The following is a 26,616-nucleotide window of genomic DNA, read 5'->3' as shown; positions in this document are numbered from 1 at the left end:
GCTATTTATATTAAATATGAAAAGAAGATTTTTGCTATATCTGTTAATTTTATAGGTAAATATCTCCGAGAATATTAAAACTGTTTTATCGAACATCACTATTGTTTATATTCATAACCGTCAGCCTTTTGTCTAGTATTCAAATATTTAGGATGAACATCAAATTTTTTATCTAAAAAGTATAGAACAAAACTAGGGCGGAATCTAATAGCAATTCTGCCTATATAAGTCCCTGCGAATTTACCAGTTGGAATATTGGCTTTAACAATATCGCCAGTGGTAAAACCCTGAAAGTATTTAGATGAAGGTGCATGAGCTTTTGGAAATCCAAACTTGTTTGTACGGCAACGCTGACGAGTACCGTGACCTTTGGCTGTAATCGCTAGAGGTTTAATGCCCTTTATTAACAACTTTTTGGGTGTACTAGCTCCCACACACAGCGAATCAGCCCAGTGAGATTTTTCAATTCTATGATTGGTTCGGTTCCACTTAGTCTGCCCACCACTACCAACTTCGACTGGTAAACCAGTTTGTTGAAGTCTTCGGTATAATTCCCAACGAGTTACATTCACAGCAGTAGCGTCAACTAAAGGTTTTTTAGCTTGAGATAAAATCCGGTTTAATAATTCAGGTTTCTTTTTAAGAAACTCGATGATTGGTTGATTACCTTTGGATTGATTACATTTTTGACAAGCTAACGTGAGATTACTAACACGATTAGTCCCACCACGAGATTTAGCGACAATATGCTCAATTTGTAATGGCACATCTTTAACACTACAATAAGCACATTGATGCCCCCATTTGGTCAAAAGATACTCTTTAACTTCAAAACCAAATAACTCACCACGTTGATAATCTACACCTTGTATCTCTGGTTGTTCGAGTTTCTGTAAGTCAAATTTGACTAGCTCTTGAGAAATTGCAGTTATGGGGCAAACATGACGCAATCGGTTTACCCAAGTTAAAACATTCTCAATCCGAGATTGCAGTGATGGTGGTAGCCAACCTTTCTTACGTTTTCTGTTAAGAAAACGTGGTTTACGATAACGTGTTTTGCGTAAGCGTCGAGAACGTCTTAATTGCCTTCTTGATAACAGTGCTTGCTTAATTTGAAACCCACGATGGCTGATTTCAGCAGCAAATACACATCTATTCGTATTTTCTTGGAGTACAGTTAGACCTGTAACTTTGCTGCCTGGAGCTATCTTTACCTGATGTGGATGTATCACTGATTGACCTACTTCTCGGTCTTTAATTATTATTGTGAACGGATACTGTTTATAAACTGTTGCTCTCCCTTGTTTTAATAATTCTCTCGCTCTTGCTGCATGGCAGGGGTCGAGTGGTTGCTTGTTTTTATCTAATACAAAAACATACATTACTGTTATCTCTTACCTTACGGTAGTTAAGTTTGCCTCGCCTAGATATCACGGCTTGTTCGACTCAAAACACTGCTTGGTTATCCCGTCCTTGCTGTTTAATTTTGAGTGACAGTGCCCAGAACTGGCGCGTATTCTGGGGTGTCGTGACCACAATATCGTTTACTTTTGAGAGTAGGCTGGTCAATGTAGACTTGTTTCCAAGCACTCACTAGAATCTATAAGATTTAGCTGCGGGTCATTGACTCCTCTAGTACTACTGTCATGATTCAACTGCTGTAAAACTAATGTGGCCGTCAATATTGAAAGAGTAATTGTGATGATTGCTGCACAGAATTCTAACAAACCTGACGAATTTCTTTCCTCTATTTCTATTGTTTCAGTTGTCCCATCAAATGATGTTTTTGAATAAGTCTCTTTCCTGTACACATTGGGTTATCTCCGTATATATGGATACTCGCGGTTACTTAGTTTGTACTACATTTCACTCCTCTTCAAAAAAGTGTGTAGGGTTTTTTGGGATCTAGAAGCTTGTTTTGGGTCACTTCGCTTGCTAACGTTTTGCCTAACTCGTGCTGTACATGGGTTTGAGGCTTGTAGCATTTTAGTATTACTCCAGCTTATGATTTTTGATGAGGTTACTAACCAGCTATTTGAGCGATTTTTGAGGAAAGTCGGCGAAACAAATGTAGTTTGTCATTGGGGGCGAAATACTGTTTAGTCCTTATACAGTATATGTAGTAGCCTGTAACTGCTAAAAAATCGGCAGTTCACTTTTTTTGAGCAATATCTCCAAACTCAATTTTTGTTGTACTGGGACTCTATGTATTATTTGTCTGCGTATATTTGTTCTGTAAATACTGCATTCTTGCTTCAATATCTATTCCATGCTCGGTAAATAGTTCTACTAACCGCTGTCGCGATATCCTCGAAAACATTTCTTTGCTATTTCGTCCATGCTTGAGTCCTAAAAAGATTTGCAGTTCCAAAACTCGACGTAGTTCATCCCAATTTAAATGTCTGTGACCAAATAAATTTAGAGTTTTGAGATATTCGTTGATCGTGCCGCGCGAATGAATGTTTAATAAGTCCCGACACTCTTTAATACTCAATCCTCTTACTGTTAGTGTTGAACGGTTGTACATAATATATACATTAAAACCCACCTCTTCAGGGTGGGTCAATCTCAAAAACTGCACATTGTGCAGTTTTTATTAAAACTAATTTAAATCACTGCACATTGTGCAGTTTTTACATATTTGCCTCTCAATTGCGGATTTTGTAAAAAGCTTTCATGTATTTTATTTAATTGCTCAATAGTCCGTGGTGTAATTCGGCGTGAGCCATTACTCCATTTATCTACTACTGATAATGAAACACATAACAATTTTGCTAAGTCTCTATGAGACATTGGATGTTTTCCTAAGAATTCATGCAAGTTTTTGATTTCTGTCATTATGCATATGCCTCCTATCAGCTGCAATAAGGTACATCAAAGAGTTGTAATCGCCCAGTAGTGACATATACTCCCGGCTATTACAACTAATCTCACCCCGTAAAGTTGTTGCTTTTTGGAGCGGAAGTTAAGTAAGAGTACTTTTTTGAACGGAGCTTCCTTGTATCTTTTTTTGACTTTCTTACCATACTATACCGTAATATAATTTGCATCTATGACGTCAAGTGCCGTACTATCAATAAACCAATTGCTCTGTCTTATATGCCTAAACCAGGATTTAAAACTATCACAGTCCCTGAATGGATTGTTGAGGAAATAAAAATGCAGCCTGATTATCGTGGTAATCAAGCAGCTACACTAGGTCAATTGATTAAGGATGGAATAGCTGCTCGTAATAGAAGATTAGATGAACCAGGATTACTAGCTGGACAGATACTAAATCATTTGCCGCGTTGGAATCGAAATCAATCTTGGAAGTTAGCTTTGACTATTTTACAGTGGCTACAAGAAAGTGAAACAAATGTTGATTGAATAAGGCTTTATTACATAGAGGTTTTGAATGATTTTGTTGTTACACTCACGTGCCACGCCTGAACAATTTGAGCTTTTGTTGCAACAGCACAAGTTTTATATCAAAACAGCAGTCGATATCGAACAACGAGTATTAGCCGGTGGTGGCGAGCTGCACTATGATTGCGAACAGACTTTATTAGATGCTGGTAGCCAGCAATCAAATATTTGGGCCGCAAGCTTTATGCCAATGACAGGGAAAATAATTTTTGAATCAATGGTCAATCTTCGCCCCCGGCAAAATAAGTCAATGGTCATTTTAGACCCTTATATTAAAGAAAGAGTAGCCCAAGTCATTATTGAATTTCTAGGTAATTTATGATCGAAGTGACACCAGAGCAACAGATTTTTATGCAAGATGATGTTAAGACTCGTCTACATCATTTAGCAAATCACCTTGAGCAAATTCAGTCTTTGTGGACTGAGGCATCATCCCAGGAATTGATACTCGACCTGATTAAGCAAAGCCGATACTTTCTTGAGTGGACTGTCCCAGATATGGTAAAAGCTGACGACATTGACCGAGCCTGTGAATTAGTTGATTTGGGTCGGATTTTGACCCGTTGGCTATTCCATTGGGATGAGATTTGGACTGATGCCCAACAAAAGCAGTCTGCTGCCGGACAAACCCAAGTTTGGTTACGTCGGGTTTTGGAAATAGCTGATACAGAGCCAGAAGCACTCAGCGCTTAGAAAAGCAACGCTCTAGTAGTCAAATCGCTGTGAAGCCACTACCGCCGTTTTTTTGGTGGTTCATATCTAGTCAATAAGTCAGCCAAATCATAAATCGTTACTGTTGGCTGTGGCTCTGGTTCAATCCTCGGTAGAGGTTCTGGCACAATTTCAGCCCAGCCCAAACCAAGCGCATTCCTAAGTTCTAATTCCATGTTCAGATTCCCCTGTTAATTGTTCCACATCATCAATCGCCTCTATTAACTCACCCAAAGTGTTCACAACATTGTTAAGAACCGTATCGTTCGAGGTTGAAAAGTCAGGTGACCCTTGTAGCTGACGATAATCCTTACTACTCCCCACAAGGCGCAAAGTATATTGACAGCCTTGTAAGATAGCGCGAATTTCTAATGTTGACAGTTTCATTTCCATACAGCGACACCTCTAAAATTTGTCCTGGTGAATACTAAAGCTTGTTCCTACCAAAGCACTGCCTAAAAAAGCTGAGAAACTCACCAGCATTCCTCCGAGGCAGATGTTTTTTTGGTACTGCCAACCAGAGATAATGATGTTGGGATTAGCATTCATTTCGACAATCTCCATTCCCCAGCAAGCCATTGCTCCTACTCCCGAAAATCCAGTAGTCAGTAATGATGCGATTGCTGCTGCTTCCAGAGTTCGATCAATAAAAATTTTAGGATTAAATCTTCGTCTAGTACGGCGGCGGAGAACTATTTTGGTAGAGGCCGATTGAATTGTTTGGCGTGTTCTCATGCTACGTCGTTTACCTCCACATAAATTCCTGAACCTGTATTCGTAATCTTCACTGTGTTGTTATTGATCAGTGTTTGAATTACAGCAATATTAAAATGGATGCTGCTAAGCCTTGCGCTACCTCCACAACGCTTTATATATTGCAGGCATAGAGAAGAGCTATCTTGTGAGTTCTTTCTCGGCATAATGTTTTCTCCTTGTAATATATGGTTCATGCAATTGGCCTTTTGGGATGCATCAAGTAAAATCCAAAGTACGCTAATCTAGAGAATGCCGTTGTAAGAAGTAGGTGGCAAAACAATTGTCAATTCGCAATTCGCAATTCGCAGTTAAATACAATAAATCGCTTAATTGCTTAATTGTTAATTAGCGGGTTTCAAGCCCCCACTGATTTTAATTGCGAATTGCGAATTGGAAATTGCGAATTGGTTTGGCTCTTATGACTTTCTCCCAATTACGGATAGGCGATTATTTTCGGATACCTGGGATGATTTCAGGATACGTATATAGAAAGGCTAACGAGTCTCAATGCAGTATCAATTCTGCATTACAGCCAATTAGATCCGAGATAGAAGTTAGACGACTAACTCCAACAGAGGTAATCAATCATTTCAGGCAAGAGCATGAAGAGTCTAACCAATTTAAAGATGTAGTAATTCGTCATTAAATTTACCTACTAGCACAAATCAAGATATAGTTTGGGTGGAACTTTATTCCACCTTTTTTATTTCTAGCCATTGCATCTCTCTGCTGAGAAAGCTGTTGTTGTAACTCCCATGCTTTGCTTCTAAAAATATTCATTAGACATTTTCCTTGTTATTCTCCACAGCAACTTCAACACATCCTATAGCTGCTTCCAAATAATGCAATACATCGCCTATATGTGTGGCTGCTTCTGGGTCAATCTTCATATCTGCAAGTAACTTCTGCCATTCTGGAGACTGCGCTACAGCCTGAATCTTCACGTAGCACGAGTTAAAATCTTTCAGTATTTCAACTGGTTTCATTGGTGGGTAACAAGGAATAAATTATTACAAGTAGATAATCTAGCGTGGTAAAGGGTGGGTAATTGAAATACCTACCCACTTTTCTTACGCCGCTATCAATTCCTCAGTCTGAGTCTCGAATTCTAGCATCCACTTCCACATAGGGATAGTGCTAGTCTCAGGCGTATCTATATTAGTAAAAGCATCAAATTCTTGCTTTTCCTTAATACTGATGGGGATAGAAAATACTGTCTGATGCTCATAGTTTATGCCCTCATCACTAATACTAATACCTTGTTCAACTTCCAAATAGCTCCCGAATAGAGAATCTAACTTTGGTGGTACTGTATTGTGTTCGGCATGAACTCCCGCTGACTTTAGACCTTTGATAGCATCTTTTACGGAACTAGACATTACACCTCCTTGACTCAACCAATGATACGCGGCTGGGTCATTTTCCCAAAAGCAATCGCAGTTACGAACTCTGAACACAATCCCCAGGTGTTCGTCACCCTTGTAAATATTGTAAGCAGTCTGAATATCAGTGCGTCCCAGGTAGTGCAGGCGGTAGTTGTCCTGGGGCTGGCACAAGTCCACCGCACGAATCCCGTGGTAGTTGCAGTTGCCGCAGCCACTTCCATTGCAGGTAGGGCAGATGGCAGCAGGTGAATTCCATTTGGGAATGCTGAAGTCCCATTCGACCAGGAGTTGTTTTGCTGTGACTATTTCTGTGGTGTTGTTGACTGGTGCGAGTTCTTCAGTAGTTGATGAGTGAGCGGTGGCAGGTAACAGAGCGAATAAAGTCCCCCGCTTGTAGTGCCAGCAGATATCGTTGAAACACTTTTGCCACCAGCCACGGCGGAATATTTCCTTGCCATTGACCATCACCACCCAACGCTGAGTCAAGTGATTGTCGTCGTAGGTGATAGTTGCAATCAACTTTGAAGCGCAATATATTTCGTGATCATAAAAGCTGATTTCCACAACTGTAAACTCTTCTGGTGCTACAGCTTGCGCTTGTGCTTCGATGTGACGCTCTAGTTCGGCTTGGGCAATCGCTTGTTCATTGACCTTGTGGAGTTGGGAGGATTGGTGAGCGGTGATTGCGTTTACCCAGGTTTGGCGTTGTGTTTTGTTGCCTACTGCGGTGATGCCTAATTCTAGAGCAATTTTCTTGAGTCGGTCGAGCTTGAAGTTAGAGAGTGCTTGCTGTGTATAGATGGGTTGCGTCATAATAGAATCTCCTTTAATTAGGGTCAAAGGGCGATTGCTTGGTTTGCGAGACTGGGGCGATCGCCTTTTGTTTATGCTTTCTATTATTGATGGTATCACAACTACTAGTAGTATAAATATTCAATCGCATGGTTTTCTATTAGTCTTGGTAATACAACCTTTCGTTATCTATTAGATTTTTCTATTACTAGTAGATACACAGAAAGTAACACCACAACTAGTAGTAGTGATACCATCAGGAGTATGAGTTAGGGATATGGCAGTGTTAATTACGCTTAAAAAAGTCAGAGAAGCAAAAGGGATATCCCAAAATGACTTGGCGAGGATAACTGGTTATAGCGTCCAGAATATACAAAAAATTGAGCAAGGAAGAGTATCCTCCCTCACTCTTGATGCTTTTGACCGCTTTTGCAAAGCACTAGACTGCCTTCCAGGTGATTTGCTTGAATACACGCCTGATAATAATGAGCCGACAAAGGTAATTTCTCAGGAACAAGCCAAAATAGATATCACAGTAAATCCGAAGCAAAATATCAATTCTTCTGGGAGAAAAAAGTCTGTAGGGCAGGTCTTGCCATTTGAAAGGAAAACTGCATGAGCCAAGTCAATGAACCGGAAAATGACAAAATACCTGATGAAGAACCAGAGCAACTACCTCAGTCGGTTGACTATGATTGGCGCGACCGCTCAAAACCTCGTAATCAAGAAGATGACCTAATTATAGATGGCTGGCGGCGGCGTGCTGATGGAACATTTGAGAAAATTGAAGATACAGAGGCAAAATAATGACATCCTTTTTATGTGATCAAATCATTGATTTTGAAGCTACCCAAGCTTATGAAGCCCAAGACATTGAAAGGCTAATCGAGCAGACAAAAACTTTGCTTGCACAGTCACAGAGTTCTAAAGTTGTAGTTTTGCTCAGAAATGCTCATTATTTAACTACAAGGGCATTTGCTATTCTTTACAACTATATTAGAGAACCAATTTCCTCCAATGTAGTTTTTGTGTTGGTTTCTGCTGATAAATCAAAAATATTTCCTCCCTTGCTAGATTTGGTTGAGCATCATGAAGCGGCTTAAGGAGCGATCGCCCATTATGGGCGACTAGCTTTGTCTGTTCCAAATGGGATTGCAGGGCAAAACTCAAATCAGTCAGTAATAGTCGTAAATTAAAAGCCCCACGGGTAAGTTTCTCAGGCTACCCAGCGGGGACAGTACATAACCAGGGTATAAGGCTATGAACTTCTCAACGATACCAAAACTTTCTGCCCTATGCACAGGGTTTAATTCTGTTGTTAACAGCTATATACAAAAATTATATAGCGGCAATAACAATAGTAATACTTACCCAATAAATGCTAAAGCAGAAACACTGTATCAGCCTAGCGTACTTTTAAACACCTCTCCTACCGCTGAAAGCAGGAGAGAGCCATGCTGACACAAGAACCCGAACAAACACCACCACTCGACTACAGCAGTCTCAACAGCAGCATACTTGACACCTTAGCTGCCATTGACCGTTTTGAGTGGCAGGCAATAGAAGAACTAGCCCTGATGCGGGACAACCGCTATTTTAAGGATGCTGGATACACCAGTTTTGAAAGTTATTGTGAGAAAGAACTGACCAGATATGGCGGTTACCGTCGCGTCAGGGATTTACTCGCAGCTTCTAAGGTAGTTGACACTCTGCCAGAGTCACTTAGGGAAAAGATTACTAAACCATCCCAGACTCGTCCTCTGCTCCGGCTAGTCAAAACACCTGATAAGTTGCAGGAAGTCGTTGCGAGCGCTGCCAAAGAAAAACCCTTCCCCACTGCCGCCGATTTTGCTAAAGCAGTAAGGGAGGTAATACCTAAAACATCCAATTGTACAGATGGGGATATTAGCACACAGCAAGAAAAACCCAAAACGCAATTGTGTCAATCAGTCAAGATTTCATCACAATCGCATCCCCGTTATGGCGAATCTGGAGTGATTGAGGCTGACCCACCAAACACTTCACAGCAAATTGTCACTTTCAGCGATGGCGAGAGACTACTGGTAAACAATCGTGATTTGACTGATGAAAATGACACAATTGCGTCATTTTCCACCGAGCGCAGATACCCCCAAGAATACGCCGAAGTGATTACGGAGCTTAAGAAACAGCACAGACAGGAGCTAGAGCGCCTGGAGCAGGAATTGAGGATTGGCTTGCAAACAGAAGCTAATGCTAGAGCCGAAGCACAAATAAGAGAACAACTTGAATCATCCCAAAAACTTTACCAACAGCAGAAGTCAGAGAACATTCAGTTACAGCAGCGCCTAGATGAGATGGATGGGTTGAGGCAACTGGAACTGGAAAATCAGCGATTGCAGCAACGTATTCAGGAACTGGAAAACGCCGTAGAACAACGCCCTACCCAGCAGTGGGGCAATACCATGACGACTCAAGCAACCAAGGCACTGAACAAACAGGTGAAACAGGCGCTGGAGAAAACTATTGATTTGCGATCGCTGGCCCAGGAACCGCCTAAAGAAAACGCCCAGGAATGTCTACGCTTAATGGGCATGGCTTTAAAGAATCTCGCCAGCGCAATGAATAACACCCAAGCACTCGAAGCTGCGGCGATTATCTTGCGGAGTGAGCCGACACCGCAAGCGATCGCTTATCGAGCGGAACAATTGGAAATGTTGCCCCAGGCGGTTAGTGATATTCGGCGGGTACTGTCCAAGGCAGGGTGTACATGGCAGGAGTTTTGGAGTGTTGCCCAAGAATATGAGGTAATTAAGTCGGATTATTGGGCAGAACTTACCACCCAAGAAAAACAGTTAATTAAATCTCTCGAAAATTTATCTACTGAACCCCGTACGATTGGCATTGGTTCTATTGTTGCCCACGCTGACCCGTACCGAACTCTGTATTTGCAGAGGGGTGAAGTTGTGGAAGAGCTAGGGGAAACAGTAGTTGTCGCCTGGGAGCATTGGCGCAATGAGTTGAAAAAGACTGAAAGCTATTCCAGAGACGAGTTGCGATTTTGGCAACCGCACCCATAAGTAGATGAGGTTTTGACTAGAGCGATTGCAAGCGTTAGAAACTCTGCAATCACCCTTTGAAATGTGTCCCCGCCGCAAATGGTAGACAACACTAGGATTTTAACAAACCTGCTAGTTGTACTGCTAAAGCGAAGAGTCGTTTTTTTAGACAAACAAATATGAATACTCGCACCTGCGACCGCAGCAGGGGCAAACTTTCGTGCGTCAATATAAACAAGAGGTTGAAAGATGACTGCAACTATTACCCGTTCCAAGCCTAAAAAGGCTGCTGTTAGTAAACCACAGTCACCATATAAAAGGCTTCATGTGATTATTCCCATTGAAGATTTGTTGTGGGCATCGCAGCAAAAGCCATCAGTTACGCAATTGTGGCAAGAGTGTTGGACGGCTGACCCCTATGGTTCTCGATGGATGCCTTTGACTTCTGCTTTGGGGTACAGTACTTTTATCTCTGCGAAGAAAATTCTCTCCGACAGTGGGTTGTTCATTTTCAAGCCGGACAAGTCGATACAGGACGGACGAGAGACAGCTAGCTGGATGGTGAAAAATTTGCATGGCAGTCGGATGAAGGAGTTTTGGGAGAAAGCTAATTCTGCGTCACCAAAACCAGATGCTGAAAAACAAGAACCAAATGCTGAGATTTCAGAGATAGATGCTGGCTGTGAAGAAATGGGTGCTTTAAATCAAGCATCTATTTTAGGTCAAAGTGACTCAGAGCAAGGGTTCTGTGAACCCTCACAAACTGGTCAGGAACACCTAACGAACTCTTCAAAAGAGTTCGTTAGGTGTGTCTCTGACACGCTTACAGGAAATTCGCGTGACGAGGAGACGGCTCATGCGCCCTTGGGGGGCGCTTCGCCTCAGACTGTTGAAAGCGTGTCAGAGTTGGAGGAAGACTTGCCTGTGGCAATGGACTGCACGACGCTAGCGCTTGTGGATAATGCACAGGGTGAATCTGCTTTGTTGTTGGCTGAAAATCAGAATTGTGGTGTTGAACCGAGGGACTGTCATGAAGGCACTTGTTCCGCCGCGTCGCCTGCCCAAATTGAAAAATCTTCAACTTCAGTGATCGCAGATCAGAAAATAGAACCGAATCGCCCCTCTGCTGAGTTAATGACTGAAAATTTAGTTTCGGGTGGAGAAGCCAAAACAGTTCATGAGAGTGAAAGTTCCGCCGCACGCGTTACTGAAAAATGGTCGCGTGAGGCGATTGTTGCAAGGTCAAATATGCGACCGGAGCGTATGCAGAAACTCAAAGTGGCGACGAATTCGGGGCAGAATCCGGGGTTTGACTTTTTGCAAGAGTGCTGGGATGATCCGGCTTTGCAAATTGTGATCAAGAAGTTGCTGGCGAAGTTTCCGCAATGGAGAATTGCGATTGTGGATGGGGTGTTGGTGAAGTGGGATGAGTAGCGCGATTGTCCAACATAGCAATGCAAAAGGGTGATCGCCTCCATAAACCTTGGTAGTAATTAGTGGGATAAGTAGGAAAAGTAGGATGTTTTTTATTTTCCTTGATTATTTTGTTTTCCCTTGATACAGTCAGTATGTTGTTAGTAGCTAGCCCAATAATGAAAAAACTTTCTTCATTTATTTTGGTAGTACTTTTGTTTATTAGTACCTTATTTTTTGTAAGCCCTAATGCTTTTGCCATAAGTGACTATCAAAAAGGTATCGATCAGATGTTTCAAAAACAGGGATTTAATCAAGGTGTTCTTTTTGCAACTGATGAAAACAATGAACTCTTCACTCCTTCTATCTCACATACTTCTGGATTTAATATTTCAAATTCTGAAATTAAAACATTAATCACTTTGTTCAAAAATCCTCAAAGTGCTTATTCGTCTGGCATTGTAATTAATAATATAAAATACGTTCCCATTGAAGCTAGCTCTGAAGCAATTTTTGGCACTAAGGATGGAGTTGAAAGAGCTACTAGTGGGGTAGTAGCAGTTAAAATAGATGCAGACCGAATTGTGGTTGGGATTTACGATGACCCATCTTTTGATCTCGATAACGCTAGTTTCCGCGATTTCCTTGTTTTTAGTCTTAAGAGTGAGTATAACTAAGTAGCAGGACTTGGTTAACACGTCACGACTTATAGTTAACCAATCAAAAAATCGAAAGGACATAGCTGTTCTGAAAGCATCTATTGGTTCAGTAAATGTGTTTAAAGATTTGTTCGCCCACCTACTTAGCTGGTTCTTTAGCTGATAGGTATAACTAGCTTTCTCTTTTTTTTGTACTTGCTTGACAAAGGTACAATTATTTCAATCTTTTATAGACGGTATTAAATTATTATCCTCGTAAAAACTTTTATCGAGGATTTTTGCGTATAGAGAACTTCGATTAATTCACTACCTTCACTAGCAAGACCCAATGCTAAAAATGCAAATCTATCTCTTTGAACATTTGGCAGCAGATTGTTACCTTCAGCGATGAAGCGGCTCCACGTGAGAGACTGTTTCTAAAGGATTATGAAGATGCTGATTCTGACTGCGCTAGTCGTCGCAGCATCAAGCGAATCATTACCGTATAGATCATTGCTTCACTAACTTCGGGAAGTAGTTCATAATCTTTACTTAGGCGACGATAGTGATTCCACCACCCGAAAGTTCGTTCTACACTTCCTAGCTTCGGTAACACCACAAATCCTGGTTCGGTGCGACGCACTACTTCTACTTTAGCCTCACACAATTGCTGAATCACTCGTGCAAGGTTCTCCCCACTGTAGCCTTGATCTACCCAAATCAGTACAATATCCTCTGTGGCATCTGCCGCTTCCATCACTACAGATGTAGCTCCCAAACGTTCAGGAAAATTGGCTGGGCGTGACGACGACTGCCAATAGTAGTCCCAATGTATCCACAAAAATATGACGTTTGCGTCCTTTTACTTGCTTGCCTCCGTCATAGCCATAAACCTCCCCCTTTTTTCCGTCGTTTTTACCGACTGACTATCGATCATACTTGCTGTAGGGTTATCTGCGAATGGCACTAAGTTAAGCGTAAACCCCTTATATAACTGGCTTTTGGATGTGGGGTGTGGGGTGTAGGGTGTGGGAAATCAAGAAAATGTTGAACTCCTTGACGCAACTAAAGTTTAATTGTCTTAAACACCACACCCTACACCCTGCCCCCAACACCCTGCCCTAGCGAGATTTCACGTTTTCTTAGTGACATTCGGTTATCTGCTTTCTCGACGCTGTTGCGAACTTCTTGCCTAAGATGGGTATTGAGCTGATGCCAGACCTCAAGGCGTTGCCAATGACGAAAATACTTGTAAACTGTTTGCCAGGGTGGAAAGTCGTGGGGTAAAGAACGCCACCTACATCCTTCAGATAACACGTAGAAAATCCCATTCAGCAATTCCCGCATATCCACCTCACGGGGCCGACCAATTGGACTCGTTGCTGGTAGGAGCGGTGCAATCTTCTCCCACTCCGAATCAGTCAGGTCACTGGGATAAGGTTTCCGAGACATGATTGGCGCTTAGATTTAAACTCCTTGTCTATTTTGGAATTGATTTACTCCTCCAAACTGTTAGCTTTACTTTTCTTTAGAAACAGCCTCTGATAATTCCAATAGAAGATATGTTATGGGCATCGCAACAAAAGCCCTCAGTGACGCAATTGTGGCAGGAGAGTTGGACGGCTGGCCCCTATGGTTCTCGGTGGATGCCTCTAACAAGTGCTTTGGGGTACAGTACTTTTATCTCTGCGAAGAAAATTCTTTCCGACAGTGGACTGTTCATCTTCAAGCCGGACAAATCGATACAGGATGGACGGGAGACTGCTAGCTGGATGGTGAAGAATTTGCATGGTAGCCGGATGAAGGAGTTTTGGAGAAAGCTAATTCCGAAAATCAGCAACCAAATGCTGAAAAACAAGAACCAAATTCTGAAAAACGAGAATCAAATGCTGGGGATTCAGAGATAGATGCTGGCTGTGAAGAAATACGTGCTTCGTATAAAGCATCTATCTCAGTCAAAGTCAGTTAGCGCAAGGCTTTCAGGAAACCTCACGAACTGCTCAGGAACAATGCAAAAGGGTGATCGCCTCCATAAACCTTGGTAGTAATTAGTGGGATAAGTAGGAAAAGTAGGATGTTTTTTATTTTCCTTGATTATTTTGTTTTCCACTGATACAGTCAGTCAGTATGTTGTTAGTAGCTAGCCCGATAATGAAAAAACTTCCTTCATTTATTTTGGTAGTACTTTTGTTTGTTAGTACCTTATTTTTTGTAAGCCCTAATGCTTTCGCCGTAGATAATACATTGCAATCGTATGTCGATCAGTATCTTGTAGGTCAGGGACTTAGTGGAGGCTCTATTCTTGGGCAAGACGGCGCTCAATTGGCGGCTTCTTCTGGGGTTAATGTTTCGGATAGTGAAGCTAAGGCATTAATCACTTTGTTCAAAGATCCTAAAAGTGCTTTTTCGTCTATCGTGACAGTTAATAATACACGATACATTCCCACTAGAGCTGACTCTGAAGTAATTTATGCAACTAAGGGAGCTACTGGGGTAGTAGCAGTTAAAACTCCAAAATCAATTGTGATTGGGACTTACAATGAATCACTTAGACCCGATACAGCTGGTTCTATTGTTGGTAAGCTAGGTGGTTTTTTAGCTGAAAATGATTCCTAGCTTTCTCTTTTTTTGCACTCGCTTGACAAAGGTGCAATTATTTCAATCTTTCATAGACGGTATTAAATTATTATCCTCGTAAAAACTTTTATCGAGGATTTTTACGTATCACCTTCATGGGTTTTGGGTTTGAGCCTCCAAGCTACGATGTAGAGCTAAACGCCCATGTATCAGTCTTTTTGCCATTTTTGCCAAAATTTTTGTAGGCTCTTATTTTGGCAAAGGTATTGATATAGTATAGAGAATTTTATAATAAGCAATGTATTATAAAGTTAATATAAAGCAATTAAGCGGTTATATAAAGTTTATTTGAATGTTACCTTAACTGTCTTAACTGTCCTTGCACCTTCACCATAGTTCTAAGAAGATATTTAAGTGTAAAAAGTGTAGTAATGCTTATTTACTGTCATGAGCGTTTAATGAGAAAGCTAGTCCAGAAGATGTGGGGCCAGTAGATACCATTGCCCTTGTTGGTAAGTATAGAACAGTAGTAGGAGATACATACAATCTATCAAAGATTGAACCAGATACTCGCCTTACTAATATTAATAGCTTACTAAAATACGAGTGATAGTAGCTCATACAACACTACTTTTCAATTTACAAAGGAAGCAAATCAATGATAAAAAACTTAATTGCCCTCAAAAAAATAGTAGTGCTAACTGCTGTTATCTTAAGCCTTGTTTATTCTTTTGTTAGCGTTCCAGCTTATGCTTTTGTACAATCTGACTTAGATAAATTAACTAGTACAAAAGAGGCTCCATACATTGATCTATCAGGTGCAGACTTACATGAACTTGATTTATCAGGAGCAAAATTGTATGGCTCGAACTTATCAGGAGCCATACTATACAGAACTAACTTATCTGGTGCTAGCCTGAGTGGAGCGGATCTATCAGGAGCTAGCCTTTCAGAAGCTAATCTATCAGGAGCTTATTTACAAAAAGCTGATTTAACAAGAGCCTATTTACAGAAAGCTAATCTGGAAGGAGCAGTTTTATATGGAGCTGATCTTCAAGATGCTACTTTGTTTGGAGCTAATCTAAAAGGCGCTAAAATCAAGGGTTCTAACTTTGAGGGTGCTAAGCTCAAGGGAGCCAATATTAAACTTGTCCGAAATATTAACTTAGGAAAAGAAAAATGGTAAAACGTTAGATTGGGCGTCTACCATTTTCCACAATTAGTTATGATTTTAGATTATATACAAAAGTATCCACTACGAACAAAACAGATTTTAGGGATTAGTTACGAACAATTGCAATCACTGCTAAATTGCGCCTTAAAACGAAATCGATACATCAAAGCTAAACAAGAGAGTCATAAAATTAGAATTAATGCGGCTGGTGGTGGTCGTCCCGAAAAGTTATCAACCGAAGAACAAGTATGTTTATGTCTATTTTATCTAAGACAGATGCCAACATTCCAAGTATTAGGAATGCTATTTGGTGTTTCCAAAACCGAAGCTAATGATACATTTCACGACTGGATACCAATTCTTCGTGATATATTACCTGCTAGTTTATTAGAACAAGTATCAAATAATGAAAGTGATTTACTATTTGTTCAAGAAGTATTAACAAATTTTAGGCTATTAGTCGATAGCTTAGAACAGCCAATATATAGGGATTCCGACCAAAAAGAGCAACAGAAATATTTTTCTGGAAAGAAGAGACAACATACATTAAAAAGTCTGATAATTGGCATACCAGAAGGCAAAGATATTGTAGAGGTAGAAGTAGGTGTTCCTGGGCCAACAGCAGATATAAAATTGTTTCGTCAATCTCAAAATAAATTTGATAAATCTCAACCCTTTTCAGGTGATAAAGGCTTTCAAGGAGGTGAGAATATCACTACTCCTCATAAAAAGAAACCAAAACGAGAATTAACTCAACAGCAAAAAGATGAAAATAAGGCTTTATCTAGTAATCGGATATTCATTGAACATTTGATTCGATTACTTAAAATATTCCGCATAGCCTCACAAAGATTTCGCTTAAAGCTTGAGACGTATGAGCAGATTATTTTAACAGTTTGCGGATTAGTTAGGTTAAGAATTGGTAGCTTAGTTCTGCCAACTTAGCTAGTAGCAAAAATCATAAATTTTTAGAAATTAGGAGTTAATTTTTATGCCTCTAAATTATCACTAACTATCTCAAAGCCTTATAATTACGTATTTACGAAGATATCAAAGTTTTGCCCCAAAGCTTTGAACAGTCTGGCTTTGGAATTTTCGGACAAGTCTATTGAAGAAGCTATCAAGTGAAATTTGTATAGCTTTGAATAAACCCTTCTGAATTTATTTCAGAGCTAAGCGAGTAAAAGAGTTACTTTTACTCGTTTATAAAATAGAAACAAATGTATTTGCCACAATTTACTGCATTATCACTTGATTAAGTAAAATGACTACTTCAGAATTAGCTCATATTGATCAGCCAAATAGACAAGATTTTTTAGATGTTAATGAAAATTTTTCGTTAAAAGCAGATTCAAAAAAGCTATTCAACTTAAAAGTAATTGAATATTTATTGCTAGCAGCTTTTTTCTCTGCTGGAATTTTTATTATTTTTTATTCCTCGGATAAAACAGTTGTAACTAGTGGAGTAATATCTTTAACTGTTTCATTTTTTTTGTTGTTAATTAATAGGCAGTTAGTTCAGGAAGTCAAGAAATCTATTAATCAGTCCGAGATTACTAGAAAAGCCCAACTGTATACTTATCTGTTAAATAATAATTCTGGGAATAAAGATACAGCAGCTTTGACAAGAGGGAAAGCTTTACAATACTGTCAAGATTTAATTGACGATTATAAGAGAGTTCGGAGCTCAGCCAGGAACCTTTATTATGGGCTGCAAATTGCAACAGTAATTTTATCGGGAGTTACGCCAATTTTAGTCTTAGTAGATAAATTAGAAGCAGGACAAGCATGGCTCAAGTGGCTACCTGTTCTCTGTCCAGCTATTGCCTCTATAGTCGCTAGTATAGTTACCTCTTTCCCTTTTCAGAAGAATTCGATTGCTGCTAATACAGCAGTTGAATTATTGGAAGCAGAGCAAGAAAAGTTTATATTGGGGGTGACTCCTTCTTACCGCTGTTATGATGTCTCGGATGAAGCTCAACAGCAACAGAAAGCAAGCCAAGCATTAGAATATTTTATCGTTCAAGTTAATAATATTCACCTCAACCAACTACAGCAACAAGCTCCTGAGCAACAGTCTGAAAATGCAGAGAAAGTAGTATCATCTCCAGTTAATGAGCCAAAACTTGAACAGAACTAATACCAATTCTTTGTAAGCGTTGCACCTTTTTTGCTTCTTATTTGTAATTTAAAAGTACGTCTTCAGTGGAAGACTATAACTTTATTTATATCTGAATTCATCTTTTTCTTACCTTTACTGTCTGTACAAAAGAATTAGCTTTATTCTAAATAGCTGAATTCAATTATCAAATATTATTAGTAATTAAGGTGCATTCGCCCTGCTCTGAACAAGCAATTTTTTCAAAATATCAATGATATATGAATAGTACAGTGCCATTTTTATAGACAGTATACTACAAGTTCATAAACCACTTTTCAAGTACTACAGTAAATAAGAAGATGAATTATGTCGCTACTTCGTATCCTTCATTTAGTTGGTTCTGCACAAGATAATTTTTACTGTAATTTATCACGCCTTTATGCTCAAGACTGTTTAACCTCAACAGCAGAGCGTGATCGCTATGACTTTGTGATTGCATACATCACACCCGATAGCCTCTGGCGATTTCCTTCCTCCCTCAGCCCAGAAGATATCGCTGACGCTCAATCGATGCCTATGTTTGATGCCATACAGTTTATAACAACGCAAAACATTGACTTGGTGTTACCACAAATGTTTTGTATTCCAGGAATGACTTACTACCGCGCTTTATTTGACCTGCTGAAAATACCTTACATCGGCAATACTCCAGATGTTATGGGCATCACAGCTCACAAAAGCCGAACCAAAGCCATTGTTGCAGCCGCAGGGGTAAAAGTGCCTCGCGGAGAACTACTTCGGCAAGGGGACATTCCAACAATTCTACCTCCAGCAGTCGTCAAACCCGTAAATTCCGATAACTCTTTTGGAGTAGCCTTAGTTAAAGATTTTACTGAATATGACTCTGCTTTGAAGAATGCGTTTGAATATGCTTCGGAGGTCATTGTGGAAGAATTTATTCATCTCGGTCGAGAAGTTAGATGCGGCATCATTGTTAAAAGCGGGGAACTAGTAGGTTTACCCTTGGAAGAGTATTCGTTAGACCCCCAAGAAAAACCTATCCGCAACTATGCTGACAAACTCAAACAAACAGATGATGGGAACTTGCATTTGACAGCTAAAGATATAACTAAAGCTTGGATTGTAGACTCTAACGACCTTATTACCCAAAAGATTCAGCAAGTGGCCAAGAAATGTCATCAGGCTTTAGGTTGCCGCCACTATAGTTTATTTGATTTCCGAATCGACCCAAAGGGCGAACCTTGGTTTTTAGAAGCTGGGTTATATTGTTCTTTTGCCCCTAAGAGTGTGATTTCTTGTATGGCGAAAGCAGCAGGAATCTCCTTAAATGAGTTATTAACGGCAGCTATTAATGAAACTTTGGGCAATAATCAAAAGGTTTGATAAAATCAGTTCTTTGTCCAATTTGGGGAAGATTTAGCAAAGATACTGGCTTGAAAACCTAACCGCAGCTAACAACTTGGGTAGAGGTTTGAGATTCAAGAGGAACTCGATGACCCAGTTGCCCCAGTCGCTTGACTAGCCTTTTTGTGTTCAAGGGGCGACAAACGAGTTATATTATGTCCGGATAATAACTTACAATTAAGTGCCAGTTTGAAGCCACTAATAAAAAGCCATATACGCTGCTCACAGCAATCTCCTAGCTATTCTTTTTTCTTTAAAACCGTCTGCCGTAGCAATGTTACGTTTTAGATTAGTGTCTTGTAGCAAAATATTGTGCTGATATCTCTGCACATTGCCGGTAAGGAAAAAGCTACGTTTATATCCACATTTCTGTAATTAAGAAAGTTTAAGCTATGCCTTTCTTCTATTCCTCCTATTCTGAATCAGGTTTGAATATTTCAACAGAATCTCGATAAATCCGAAATTTGCACTTGTCGTCAATTGTCCCTGCAACTATTTCTAAAATGTCTTTGAGTTGATACCATATCTTTTCTAAAGTAGGATTTTAATTATAGCCTAATGTGCTAATGTCTAGGATATTAATTTACAGCTTTGCTATCACGCAATTACTTAAAATTTACTTGAATAAATGCACAATATCAGCAGTAAATCAATAGGTTTTATTTTACTGACCCACACAAAACCGCTACAAATTTACAGGTTAATAAATAAACTGAATATGTTGTTTAATTATCCTGTAATAGTATGCCATCATGATTTTTCAAAATGTGATTTATCTGTAGAGACTCTGCCAAAAAATGTCTTACTAGTACGCCCTTATATACAGACAGAGTGGGGAGGGTTTTCTATAGTAGAAGCTACAGTACAAGCGATTGAATTAATGTATAAGTCTTCAGATGCACCCGACTGGTTTGTATTACTTAGTGGAGCAGACTATCCGATTAAACCTGCAAGGCAAATATTAGATGATTTAAGCTCAAATCCATACGATGCTTATATTCAATATGAGCAAATTACATATAAAACTTATAAGAGTAATTTAATACCAAGTATGTTATGGCTGAAAAATTCTTATGAACGATATTGCACTAAATCGTTTGTTTTCAATTATTCCAAAAAAACCTATGCTAAATTTAATCTAGAAATCTGTTTGGAACATCCGTTATTAACAAAAGCTTTTCTTCCCTTTTCAAAAAAACTTACTTGCTTCAGTGGTAGTCAATGGTTTTGTGCCAATCGCAAAGCTGCCGAGTATATTATTGATTTCCACAACAATAAAAACGCTATAACCTTGCACTACAGTAAAATCGAGAAGTTTTCAGACGAGTCATATTTTCAAACTATACTTGCTAATGCATCCCACCTCAAGCTAAAAAATGACCGTCGGCGCTATATTGATTGGTCAGATGGAGGTTCTCATCCAAAGATATTGTTGATGGAAGACTTACCAAATCTATTGGCATCATCTGCTCATTTTGCTCGGAAATTTGACATTGATATAGATAGCAAGATTCTTGATGAACTTGATATGATTACATCCTAATATTCACTTAAAATTCTGAGCAACTCAGCAACCTACAGAAAAAGGCTCTAGCTTTAGGTTTTGAGCTTACTCCTCAGCCCCAAGCAAATACTGTTTCTTAGGAGCAACTACACGGGTGGTGAACCGCTCCCTATGAATGGAAGAAACACTCGAAATCTAAAAATCTATTAATAATAAGGGTTTCGGCTCGTGTTTCTTGAAAGCGCCCCACTGGCGGCGATGGCTACGCCCGCCGCAGGCATCGTCACCCGTTACTGATGTAGAGAAACTTTTATAATGGAAAGTACCCTGACAGCTAAAACCGAATCCTCAGTAGTGCTTTTAAGCCTGCTTGAAAGCGTGGTTCTGGGCTTTTATGGTTACTAAATTGGTGAAGTGGCATTACCACTATCCCGGTCGGAAGATTATCTAAATAACACCAGCCCAGGTCAGGGTAATCATCATGATTTGATTCTAGAGTTGATATTGGCTTTAGGAAATTTCCGTGTGCCCAGAAATTCTTGTAGTACCTAAATTTTCACCTTTTTTGGTGTTTTCAGCCTTTACAAGTACAGCAAAAAGTTTCTCGGAAGAGGGATTAGAATGAAATACCCCTGGCGATAACCGAAGGCTTAAACGAAGCTTATTGTTTGTTTTTTGTCAAACATCACAAAATCGCGTTGCTCTCTTTCTTAATTTTAAACTAAAAAACAAGCAGCATCATGATAAACTGACAATAGCTTTTGGGTCAAATTATTTATTTTCTCTGTAAAAAATATTTGAATATTTTTAGGTAAGTTTCTACTTTTGCTATTGCGTATTTTTTTAATCTAAAATTGTGTAAATTTTTGCCATCTTTCACCTTTAGTCTCAAGACAAAATATTTAGAGTAGGTAATATAAAAATGGTTTCGCCTCTGTTGATAAGTACTTGTGAACCGAAAGCAGAAGCAGCAGCAGGAGCTGCACGCGCAGCTTATAGGCTACATAAGGGATTACTTAAGTCAGGAATTAATTCTCGGATGTTAGTCCAAGATAAGAAAATTGACGATCTAACTGTAATCGGTTATCCCAACAAATTAGGGACAATAATATCGAAACTTCGTCCTTCTTTGGATGCTTTACCACTAAAAGTTTATGGTCATAGCAAACAAAATCCTATATATATGCGCTTACAGTGGCTTCCCAATAACATTACCTCGCAGATCGCTAATTTAAATCCAGACGTTATTAATCTGCATTGGATATGTGACGGGTTTGTACCAATTGAAGCTATAGCAAAATTTAATAAGCCTATTGTTTGGACATTCCAGGATATGTGGGCTTTTACTGGGGGATGCTGCTATAGCAAAGGGTGCGATCGCTATACAAAATCTTGTGGAAATTGTCCTATACTCGGTAGTAACCAAGCTTCTGATTTATCGAATTGGGTTTGGAAGCGCAAAGCTAGAGCATGGCAAAATCTCAAGCTGACGATTGTCACCTGTAGTAACTGGCTTGCTGAATGTACTAAGTCAAGTTCATTACTTCAAAATACTCCCATCAAAGTTATTCCCAACGGTTTAGATGTTGATATATATAAACCAATTGAGCGCAAAACAGCTAGAAACTTACTTAAGTTACCGCAAAATAAACAACTAATTTTATTCGGAGCGCTTAACGCAACTGGTAATAAAAGAAAAGGATTTCACTTACTGCAAGGAGCATTACAAAAGTTAAGCAATACTGAGTGGAAAGACAAGATAGAACTTATTGTTTTTGGTGCATCTCAACCGAACAAACCTGTTGATTTTGGTTTTAAAATACATTACCAAGGTAAAATTTCTGATGAAAATAAGCTAGCACTTCTTTATTGTGCAGCAGATGTGATGATTGTGCCATCAATTGAAGAAGCTTTTGGACAAACGGCTTCTGAATCTCTAGCTTGTGGTACACCTGTAGTTTCTTTTGATACCACAGGCTTAAAAGATATTGTTGAACACCAAAAAAATGGCTATCGAGCCAAGTGTTTTTGTGATGATGATTTAGCCAATGGAATTACTTGGGTGCTTGAGAACGAACAGCGCCATGAAAAGCTCTGCTTGAGCGCTCGTGAAAAAGCCGAACAAGAATTTAGTTTGGAAGTAGTTACACGTTCTTATTTGTCTGTTTATGAAGAAGCACGCAATTTAAGCTAATCGGCATTCAAGGTGCAACATAACAGCTACTACCTTTGTTTTTAATTTTTCGATGCCACTTAATAACTAACTCGCCTTGATTTAACAAGCTCCTACACTTCTAGTCTTCACTGCAACTCAAATCTCATAGCGTGGCTAACAAAAAAATCAATCACGCTATAACTATCGCTCTTCCATCAGTCTTGGAAAAAGCAATCGCTGCAAGGCTTACGGGCTTCGGTTTCCAAGTTTTAGCTATATTTTTGAATTTCTATTAGAAAATAAAACCTCAAACCCTGATTGGGTCATAGTTTTAATTTTCTGCTTCAATTATTGTTTTCCGAGAGTGATGAAAGAGCGCTATTTACAAATGTCGCCAGAAGTTCCTACTGATGGTCTTGAGACTGACAACCTGGGGTTCTTCAGTTGGTTCAGTAGTAGTAGCAACAGCCGCCACAGCAACTTGTGGTGCAGGAGTGGCTAACAGAGAATTGAGTAATTCTATTTGATAATCAACATCTTCTACCGAGCAATATACCTTGTATGGTTCAATTTGCATACCCAAAGGTGTTGGGACAATCTTCAGATATTGATTTAGGACATTGATATAAGCAACTGAAAAGTTTTTCTGCTCTACATAAGGACGAATAATCTCTAGTAATTCAATGGCTCTGTTGATTTCAGAAGCTTCACAATTACTGTCGATTTGTGACTGACTTCTTCTATAGCCTTTCATCATCTTTTCGGCTACTAGATTGTTGAATTTACTTACCGCTCTCTGATGATTGCCTAATGTGTGGACTTTGGTTTGCGCCTTATAACCGACTCTGCCCCACTGCACTGTTAAATTACCATCTTCAACTTTTGCACTCCAGAACTTGTTGCTGTTATGAATTGCGTCTACAAAGACTAAATAGGTTTCCATGTTTATTACCCTGTCAATTCACGACTTGACGGGCATTGCCCCATCGAATTTGATGCTGTAATGCTTCAAGTAAGATTTCAGCTTCCAGAGTTGTTAGCTCATCTAAAACAGAGCAGACATTCTCAAACAAGTTTTTATACAAAGGATATGAAACCAATAAGCCTATATTAGACAATGCATCTTCGAGCGCATCAGCAACAGTATGCTTAGTAGAACTGTCTTTTTCTTGAGTAAAAACATAAGTTGCTAATGCCATTCGGAGCATAAGCTTAGTTTCTCTATCTAACTTTTCTAAATACACACCATATTTATCAAGGAGTTGGTCAATAATTGGAGTCTGTCCGTAATAAGTAACTAAGTCTGTTGTCATATCTAATCGCCTTGTTAACTATTAAAAGGTTGCTGTCAATTACTAAAGAAAAGAGTGATCGCCCCCCATAGAATCAGGGGCAATCGCCTTATCATCAGTTCATGTTTCTGAACTTGGCAGCACGTAGTGATTGAGTTTTCGCTGTCTGCACAACAGGACTACTGGCAGGTCGGGCAGTGCTAGCCCAAGCCTGCATCCGTTCGACCGCCGCCGCATCCTGAATGGCAAGCGGGGTAATGGTTTGACGACAAGCCTCCAGGTCAGCAAGTGTGACCTGCTGTGGTCGTCCTTCGTCGAATGCTAGTAGTGCGGCTTCAGCAGCTAGCGTTTCGAGTTCTGCGCCTGAAAACTTTGTAGTCGAGGCTGCGATCGCTTCGAGATACTCCGATTCGACAGTGATGCCAAAGCGTTGCAGATGAATCCCTAAAATCTGGACTCGTTCCGGTTCTGTCGGCAAATCAACAAAGAACATTTCATCGAAGCGGCCTTTCCGTTTTAGTTCACTTGGCAGCGCAGATGGGTCATTGCAGGTTGCAACTATAAACACACCGCTGGTGCATTCAGCCATAAACGTGAGCAAAGTACCTAAGATGCGTTGGGAAACACCACTTGTATCTCCCTGTCCTGACAGTGCCTTCTCTACTTCATCAACAAACAACACACACGGTGCGATCGCCTCTGCTGTTTTCAATGCACGTTTAACATTACCTTCAGACTCACCCACAAGAGAACCTAGAAGGGACGCAATGTCGAGTTGTAGAAGTGGTAGATTGAGTATATTGGCGATGTTTTTGGCACAGTGACTTTTACCTGTTCCGGGTGGGCCAGCCAGCAGCACACCTTTTGGCTGTGGTAACGAGAGACTTCGCGCCTCTTGGGTGAACAGCCGCCGCCGACGATTCAACCACTCGCGCAAGTTATCCAATCCCCCAAACGGTATGTTTGCAGGCTTGCCCAACTCGATACCCATCTGAGCCAATAGCCGAGTTTTGTACTCGACAGCTTTGGGTATGAAGTCGGCATCCACAACAACACCATCGTCGGTTAGCTTTTCTTTTACCGTCAGGCGTAAGAAATCACTAATCTCTTCCAAGGTCAGTCCTAAAGCTGCGCGAGAAAGGGTTTCAAGATCGGAACTGGTTAAATTCAACTCAAAAGGCTCATCAATTTGAGAAGCTAATTCCCACAGGTCGTACAAGTATGAATTAATATGTTCTTTTACCTGCTCAACAGTGGGGAGAGGTACTTCACAGTAAGGAATTAAGCGTATAAGTGACTCGTGTAGTTGAATGTTTTGCCCCAGCAGCACAATGCGTTTCCCAGTTGGCTTGAGGCGATGGTAGAGATTTTTTACTTTACTGACAATCTCCCAGGATAACGAAGGCGAATTCTTCCCAACAAAGGGGTGAATATCTCCAAGAATGAAGACTCCATCACTACTAAAATTCGCAATATAATCAAACACGTATAACAGCGGGTCAGCGTGTGGTGGTTTCTTATACTCCGCTACTGGCTTAAACATCAAGCCACCATCCGACGCAATCAGACATTGTTCTAAACTGGAAACACCGAGGTTCCAGAAGAACACAGGACTTTTTAACTTATTGTTAGCTTCAGTAGTTAACCACTGAATAATCGTTGCTTCGTCGGGGGACAGCACATCAAGCGCTGCAATGGGGATTTGTGAATCAAGCGTGGAGAGTAAATTTGAGAGTTTCATTGTTTTGGTATTTCGTAAGGGACTGGAGATAATTCGTCATGAGTATTTACGAGTTTGACGATTACCTCATAGACTTCGGCATCGCCGTCAAAAACCTCAGCCATACCATTGCGCTCTAATTGGGCAATGGCAGAAACAATTGCATTCAACAGCACGCACAATCCCTCAGTATTAGCTTTAATGATTACTGGCTCATGTGCTTTCTGTTGTGCATAAACGTGAACAAATGGGTATTCTTTAGCTAATTCGTTCATGATTGGTTTTGAGGGGGAAACTTGTTGATTCCCCCATATTGATTACTGACGCAGGCGTGTTTGACTACTGTTCGTAGTCCGAAGTTGTTGGGTTTGGGCTTCGTCCTTAAACTCTCGTTCGCCCACAACTCCCAATGCCTCTTCAAACGGTTGCGTAGCTGATAAACAACTCACTCCGTCAAATCCCTCAGCCTCCACACGAACTTCACCTGTAGCTGAATCAAAATGAATCAATATTGAACGTTCCATGCG

At 40.1% G+C, this 26,616-nt stretch carries 33 protein-coding genes and 2 pseudogenes; 18 read left to right on the top strand and 17 right to left on the bottom strand.

Going from position 1 to position 26,616, the window contains the following annotated elements:
- Positions 1–98: 98 nt before the first annotated feature.
- The 3 genes from iscB to WKK05_RS12175 all read right to left on the bottom strand — a co-directional run bounded on the left by iscB (position 99) and on the right by WKK05_RS12175 (position 2,838).
- Positions 99–1,382 carry an RNA-guided endonuclease IscB gene (iscB, locus tag WKK05_RS12185; RefSeq protein WP_341529966.1) on the bottom strand — a complete coding sequence of 428 codons (1,284 nt, stop codon included), beginning with the start codon at positions 1,380–1,382 and terminating at the stop codon, positions 99–101.
- Positions 1,383–2,203: 821 nt separating this feature from the next.
- Positions 2,204–2,566 (bottom strand): hypothetical protein, encoded by a 363-nt coding sequence (locus WKK05_RS12180; protein ID WP_341529965.1) that lies wholly within the window; start codon positions 2,564–2,566, stop codon positions 2,204–2,206.
- A 41-nt stretch (positions 2,567–2,607) separates the two neighbouring features.
- A complete protein-coding gene (locus WKK05_RS12175; RefSeq protein WP_341529964.1) occupies positions 2,608–2,838 on the bottom strand; it encodes a helix-turn-helix transcriptional regulator in 231 nt (76 codons plus the stop codon).
- A 321-nt stretch (positions 2,839–3,159) separates the two neighbouring features.
- Here WKK05_RS12175 and WKK05_RS12170 point away from each other — a divergent pair, with 321 nt between their 5' ends.
- Genes WKK05_RS12170 through WKK05_RS12160 form a run of 3 tightly spaced genes read left to right on the top strand, consistent with a single transcriptional unit; the run spans position 3,160 to position 4,101 of the window.
- The gene (locus tag WKK05_RS12170) at positions 3,160–3,369 is read left to right on the top strand and encodes a hypothetical protein (protein WP_341529963.1); all 210 of its coding nucleotides are present in this window, start codon (positions 3,160–3,162) and stop codon (positions 3,367–3,369) included.
- 28 nt (positions 3,370–3,397) lie between these two features.
- Positions 3,398–3,730 carry a DUF5674 family protein gene (locus WKK05_RS12165; RefSeq protein ID WP_341529962.1) on the top strand — a complete coding sequence of 111 codons (333 nt, stop codon included), beginning with the start codon at positions 3,398–3,400 and terminating at the stop codon, positions 3,728–3,730.
- On the top strand, positions 3,727–4,101 hold the full coding sequence (locus tag WKK05_RS12160; protein WP_341529961.1) for a hypothetical protein: 375 nt from the start codon (positions 3,727–3,729) through the stop codon (positions 4,099–4,101). Before WKK05_RS12165 ends, WKK05_RS12160 begins: the two co-directional genes overlap by 4 nt.
- 38 nt (positions 4,102–4,139) lie before the next feature.
- Here WKK05_RS12160 and WKK05_RS12155 read toward each other — a convergent pair whose 3' ends face one another.
- From WKK05_RS12155 to WKK05_RS12140, 4 genes are read right to left on the bottom strand one after another with little or no spacing between them, the layout of a single operon-like run.
- Complete coding sequence (locus WKK05_RS12155; RefSeq protein WP_341529960.1) at positions 4,140–4,295, bottom strand: hypothetical protein; 156 nt, start codon at positions 4,293–4,295, stop codon at positions 4,140–4,142.
- Positions 4,279–4,512: a hypothetical protein gene (locus tag WKK05_RS12150; protein WP_341529959.1), complete on the bottom strand. Its 234-nt coding sequence runs from the start codon at positions 4,510–4,512 to the stop codon at positions 4,279–4,281. The genes WKK05_RS12155 and WKK05_RS12150 overlap by 17 nt, the downstream gene beginning before the upstream one ends.
- A 12-nt stretch (positions 4,513–4,524) precedes the next feature.
- A complete protein-coding gene (locus WKK05_RS12145) occupies positions 4,525–4,854 on the bottom strand; it encodes a hypothetical protein (protein ID WP_341529958.1) in 330 nt (109 codons plus the stop codon).
- Positions 4,851–5,039 (bottom strand): hypothetical protein, encoded by a 189-nt coding sequence (locus tag WKK05_RS12140; protein WP_341529957.1) that lies wholly within the window; start codon positions 5,037–5,039, stop codon positions 4,851–4,853. The genes WKK05_RS12145 and WKK05_RS12140 overlap by 4 nt, the downstream gene beginning before the upstream one ends.
- A gap of 254 nt (positions 5,040–5,293) precedes the next feature.
- On the opposite strand from WKK05_RS12140, the gene WKK05_RS12135 reads away from it, so the two are divergent.
- Positions 5,294–5,521, top strand: a complete 228-nt coding sequence (locus tag WKK05_RS12135; RefSeq protein WP_341529956.1) for a hypothetical protein — start codon at positions 5,294–5,296, stop codon at positions 5,519–5,521.
- 133 nt (positions 5,522–5,654) lie between these two features.
- On the opposite strand, the gene WKK05_RS12130 is transcribed toward WKK05_RS12135, so the two are convergent.
- Positions 5,655–5,861: a hypothetical protein gene (locus tag WKK05_RS12130; protein WP_341529955.1), complete on the bottom strand. Its 207-nt coding sequence runs from the start codon at positions 5,859–5,861 to the stop codon at positions 5,655–5,657.
- Positions 5,862–5,945: 84 nt separating this feature from the next.
- Entirely contained in the window at positions 5,946–7,073 is a 1,128-nt protein-coding gene (locus WKK05_RS12125) for a hypothetical protein (RefSeq protein WP_341529954.1), read from the bottom strand.
- A gap of 256 nt (positions 7,074–7,329) precedes the next feature.
- Between WKK05_RS12125 and WKK05_RS12120 the strand changes: the two genes are divergently transcribed.
- The 6 genes from WKK05_RS12120 (at position 7,330) to WKK05_RS12095 (ending at position 12,180) form a co-directional block, all read left to right on the top strand.
- Positions 7,330–7,671 carry a helix-turn-helix domain-containing protein gene (locus WKK05_RS12120; protein WP_341529953.1) on the top strand — a complete coding sequence of 114 codons (342 nt, stop codon included), beginning with the start codon at positions 7,330–7,332 and terminating at the stop codon, positions 7,669–7,671.
- A complete protein-coding gene (locus tag WKK05_RS12115; RefSeq protein WP_341529952.1) occupies positions 7,668–7,859 on the top strand; it encodes a hypothetical protein in 192 nt (63 codons plus the stop codon). Before WKK05_RS12120 ends, WKK05_RS12115 begins: the two co-directional genes overlap by 4 nt.
- A complete protein-coding gene (locus WKK05_RS12110; protein ID WP_341529951.1) occupies positions 7,859–8,155 on the top strand; it encodes a hypothetical protein in 297 nt (98 codons plus the stop codon). Before WKK05_RS12115 ends, WKK05_RS12110 begins: the two co-directional genes overlap by 1 nt.
- Positions 8,156–8,506: 351 nt before the next feature.
- Positions 8,507–10,111, top strand: a complete 1,605-nt coding sequence (locus WKK05_RS12105) for a hypothetical protein (protein WP_341529950.1) — start codon at positions 8,507–8,509, stop codon at positions 10,109–10,111.
- 228 nt (positions 10,112–10,339) lie between these two features.
- Positions 10,340–11,524 carry a hypothetical protein gene (locus WKK05_RS12100; protein ID WP_341529949.1) on the top strand — a complete coding sequence of 395 codons (1,185 nt, stop codon included), beginning with the start codon at positions 10,340–10,342 and terminating at the stop codon, positions 11,522–11,524.
- A 134-nt stretch (positions 11,525–11,658) separates the two neighbouring features.
- On the top strand, positions 11,659–12,180 hold the full coding sequence (locus WKK05_RS12095) for a profilin (RefSeq protein ID WP_341529948.1): 522 nt from the start codon (positions 11,659–11,661) through the stop codon (positions 12,178–12,180).
- Between the two features lie 18 nt (positions 12,181–12,198).
- On the opposite strand, the pseudogene WKK05_RS12090 reads toward WKK05_RS12095, so the two are convergent.
- The 3 genes and pseudogenes from WKK05_RS12090 to WKK05_RS12080 form a co-directional block, all read right to left on the bottom strand.
- A pseudogene (locus WKK05_RS12090) lies at positions 12,199–12,333 on the bottom strand (IS701 family transposase); the annotation flags it as partial.
- Positions 12,334–12,586: 253 nt separating this feature from the next.
- Positions 12,587–13,090 (bottom strand): annotated as a pseudogene (locus WKK05_RS12085) (transposase); the annotation flags it as partial.
- Positions 13,091–13,236: 146 nt separating this feature from the next.
- On the bottom strand, positions 13,237–13,593 hold the full coding sequence (locus WKK05_RS12080; protein ID WP_341529947.1) for an IS5 family transposase: 357 nt from the start codon (positions 13,591–13,593) through the stop codon (positions 13,237–13,239).
- Positions 13,594–13,703: 110 nt separating this feature from the next.
- On the opposite strand from WKK05_RS12080, the gene WKK05_RS12075 reads away from it, so the two are divergent.
- From WKK05_RS12075 to WKK05_RS12040, 8 genes are all read left to right on the top strand, one after another.
- Positions 13,704–14,048, top strand: coding sequence for a hypothetical protein (locus WKK05_RS12075; protein ID WP_341529946.1), 345 nt, complete (start codon positions 13,704–13,706; stop codon positions 14,046–14,048).
- A 244-nt stretch (positions 14,049–14,292) separates the two neighbouring features.
- The gene (locus tag WKK05_RS12070; protein WP_341529945.1) at positions 14,293–14,757 is read left to right on the top strand and encodes a profilin; all 465 of its coding nucleotides are present in this window, start codon (positions 14,293–14,295) and stop codon (positions 14,755–14,757) included.
- Positions 14,758–15,376: 619 nt separating this feature from the next.
- Positions 15,377–15,904 (top strand): pentapeptide repeat-containing protein, encoded by a 528-nt coding sequence (locus WKK05_RS12065; RefSeq protein WP_341529944.1) that lies wholly within the window; start codon positions 15,377–15,379, stop codon positions 15,902–15,904.
- Positions 15,905–15,943: 39 nt separating this feature from the next.
- Positions 15,944–16,837: a transposase family protein gene (locus tag WKK05_RS12060; protein WP_341525207.1), complete on the top strand. Its 894-nt coding sequence runs from the start codon at positions 15,944–15,946 to the stop codon at positions 16,835–16,837.
- A gap of 319 nt (positions 16,838–17,156) precedes the next feature.
- Positions 17,157–18,032 (top strand): DUF4231 domain-containing protein, encoded by an 876-nt coding sequence (locus tag WKK05_RS12055; protein ID WP_341529943.1) that lies wholly within the window; start codon positions 17,157–17,159, stop codon positions 18,030–18,032.
- A gap of 327 nt (positions 18,033–18,359) precedes the next feature.
- Positions 18,360–19,397 (top strand): D-alanine--D-alanine ligase, encoded by a 1,038-nt coding sequence (locus tag WKK05_RS12050; RefSeq protein ID WP_341529942.1) that lies wholly within the window; start codon positions 18,360–18,362, stop codon positions 19,395–19,397.
- 649 nt (positions 19,398–20,046) lie between these two features.
- Entirely contained in the window at positions 20,047–20,961 is a 915-nt protein-coding gene (locus WKK05_RS12045; RefSeq protein WP_341529941.1) for a beta-1,6-N-acetylglucosaminyltransferase, read from the top strand.
- 883 nt (positions 20,962–21,844) lie between these two features.
- Positions 21,845–23,116, top strand: a complete 1,272-nt coding sequence (locus WKK05_RS12040; RefSeq protein WP_341529940.1) for a glycosyltransferase family 4 protein — start codon at positions 21,845–21,847, stop codon at positions 23,114–23,116.
- 343 nt (positions 23,117–23,459) lie between these two features.
- Here the strand turns inward: WKK05_RS12040 and WKK05_RS12035 are convergent, their stop codons facing one another.
- The 5 genes from WKK05_RS12035 to WKK05_RS12015 form a co-directional block, all read right to left on the bottom strand.
- A complete protein-coding gene (locus tag WKK05_RS12035) occupies positions 23,460–24,020 on the bottom strand; it encodes a WGR domain-containing protein (protein WP_341529939.1) in 561 nt (186 codons plus the stop codon).
- Between the two features lie 13 nt (positions 24,021–24,033).
- The gene (locus WKK05_RS12030; RefSeq protein ID WP_341529938.1) at positions 24,034–24,390 is read right to left on the bottom strand and encodes a hypothetical protein; all 357 of its coding nucleotides are present in this window, start codon (positions 24,388–24,390) and stop codon (positions 24,034–24,036) included.
- 94 nt (positions 24,391–24,484) lie between these two features.
- Positions 24,485–26,110: an AAA family ATPase gene (locus tag WKK05_RS12025; protein WP_341529937.1), complete on the bottom strand. Its 1,626-nt coding sequence runs from the start codon at positions 26,108–26,110 to the stop codon at positions 24,485–24,487.
- Entirely contained in the window at positions 26,107–26,364 is a 258-nt protein-coding gene (locus tag WKK05_RS12020) for a hypothetical protein (protein ID WP_341529936.1), read from the bottom strand. Before WKK05_RS12020 ends, WKK05_RS12025 begins: the two co-directional genes overlap by 4 nt.
- A 42-nt stretch (positions 26,365–26,406) precedes the next feature.
- Complete coding sequence (locus WKK05_RS12015) at positions 26,407–26,613, bottom strand: DUF2997 domain-containing protein (RefSeq protein ID WP_341529935.1); 207 nt, start codon at positions 26,611–26,613, stop codon at positions 26,407–26,409.
- Between the last annotated feature and the right edge of the window lie 3 nt (positions 26,614–26,616).

The sequence above is a fragment of the Nostoc sp. UHCC 0302 genome, from assembly GCF_038096175.1.
Classification (GTDB): domain Bacteria; phylum Cyanobacteriota; class Cyanobacteriia; order Cyanobacteriales; family Nostocaceae; genus UHCC-0302.
The sequence above is the reverse complement of the archived record's forward strand: the minus strand, read 5'-3'. Positions and strand labels throughout refer to the sequence as shown.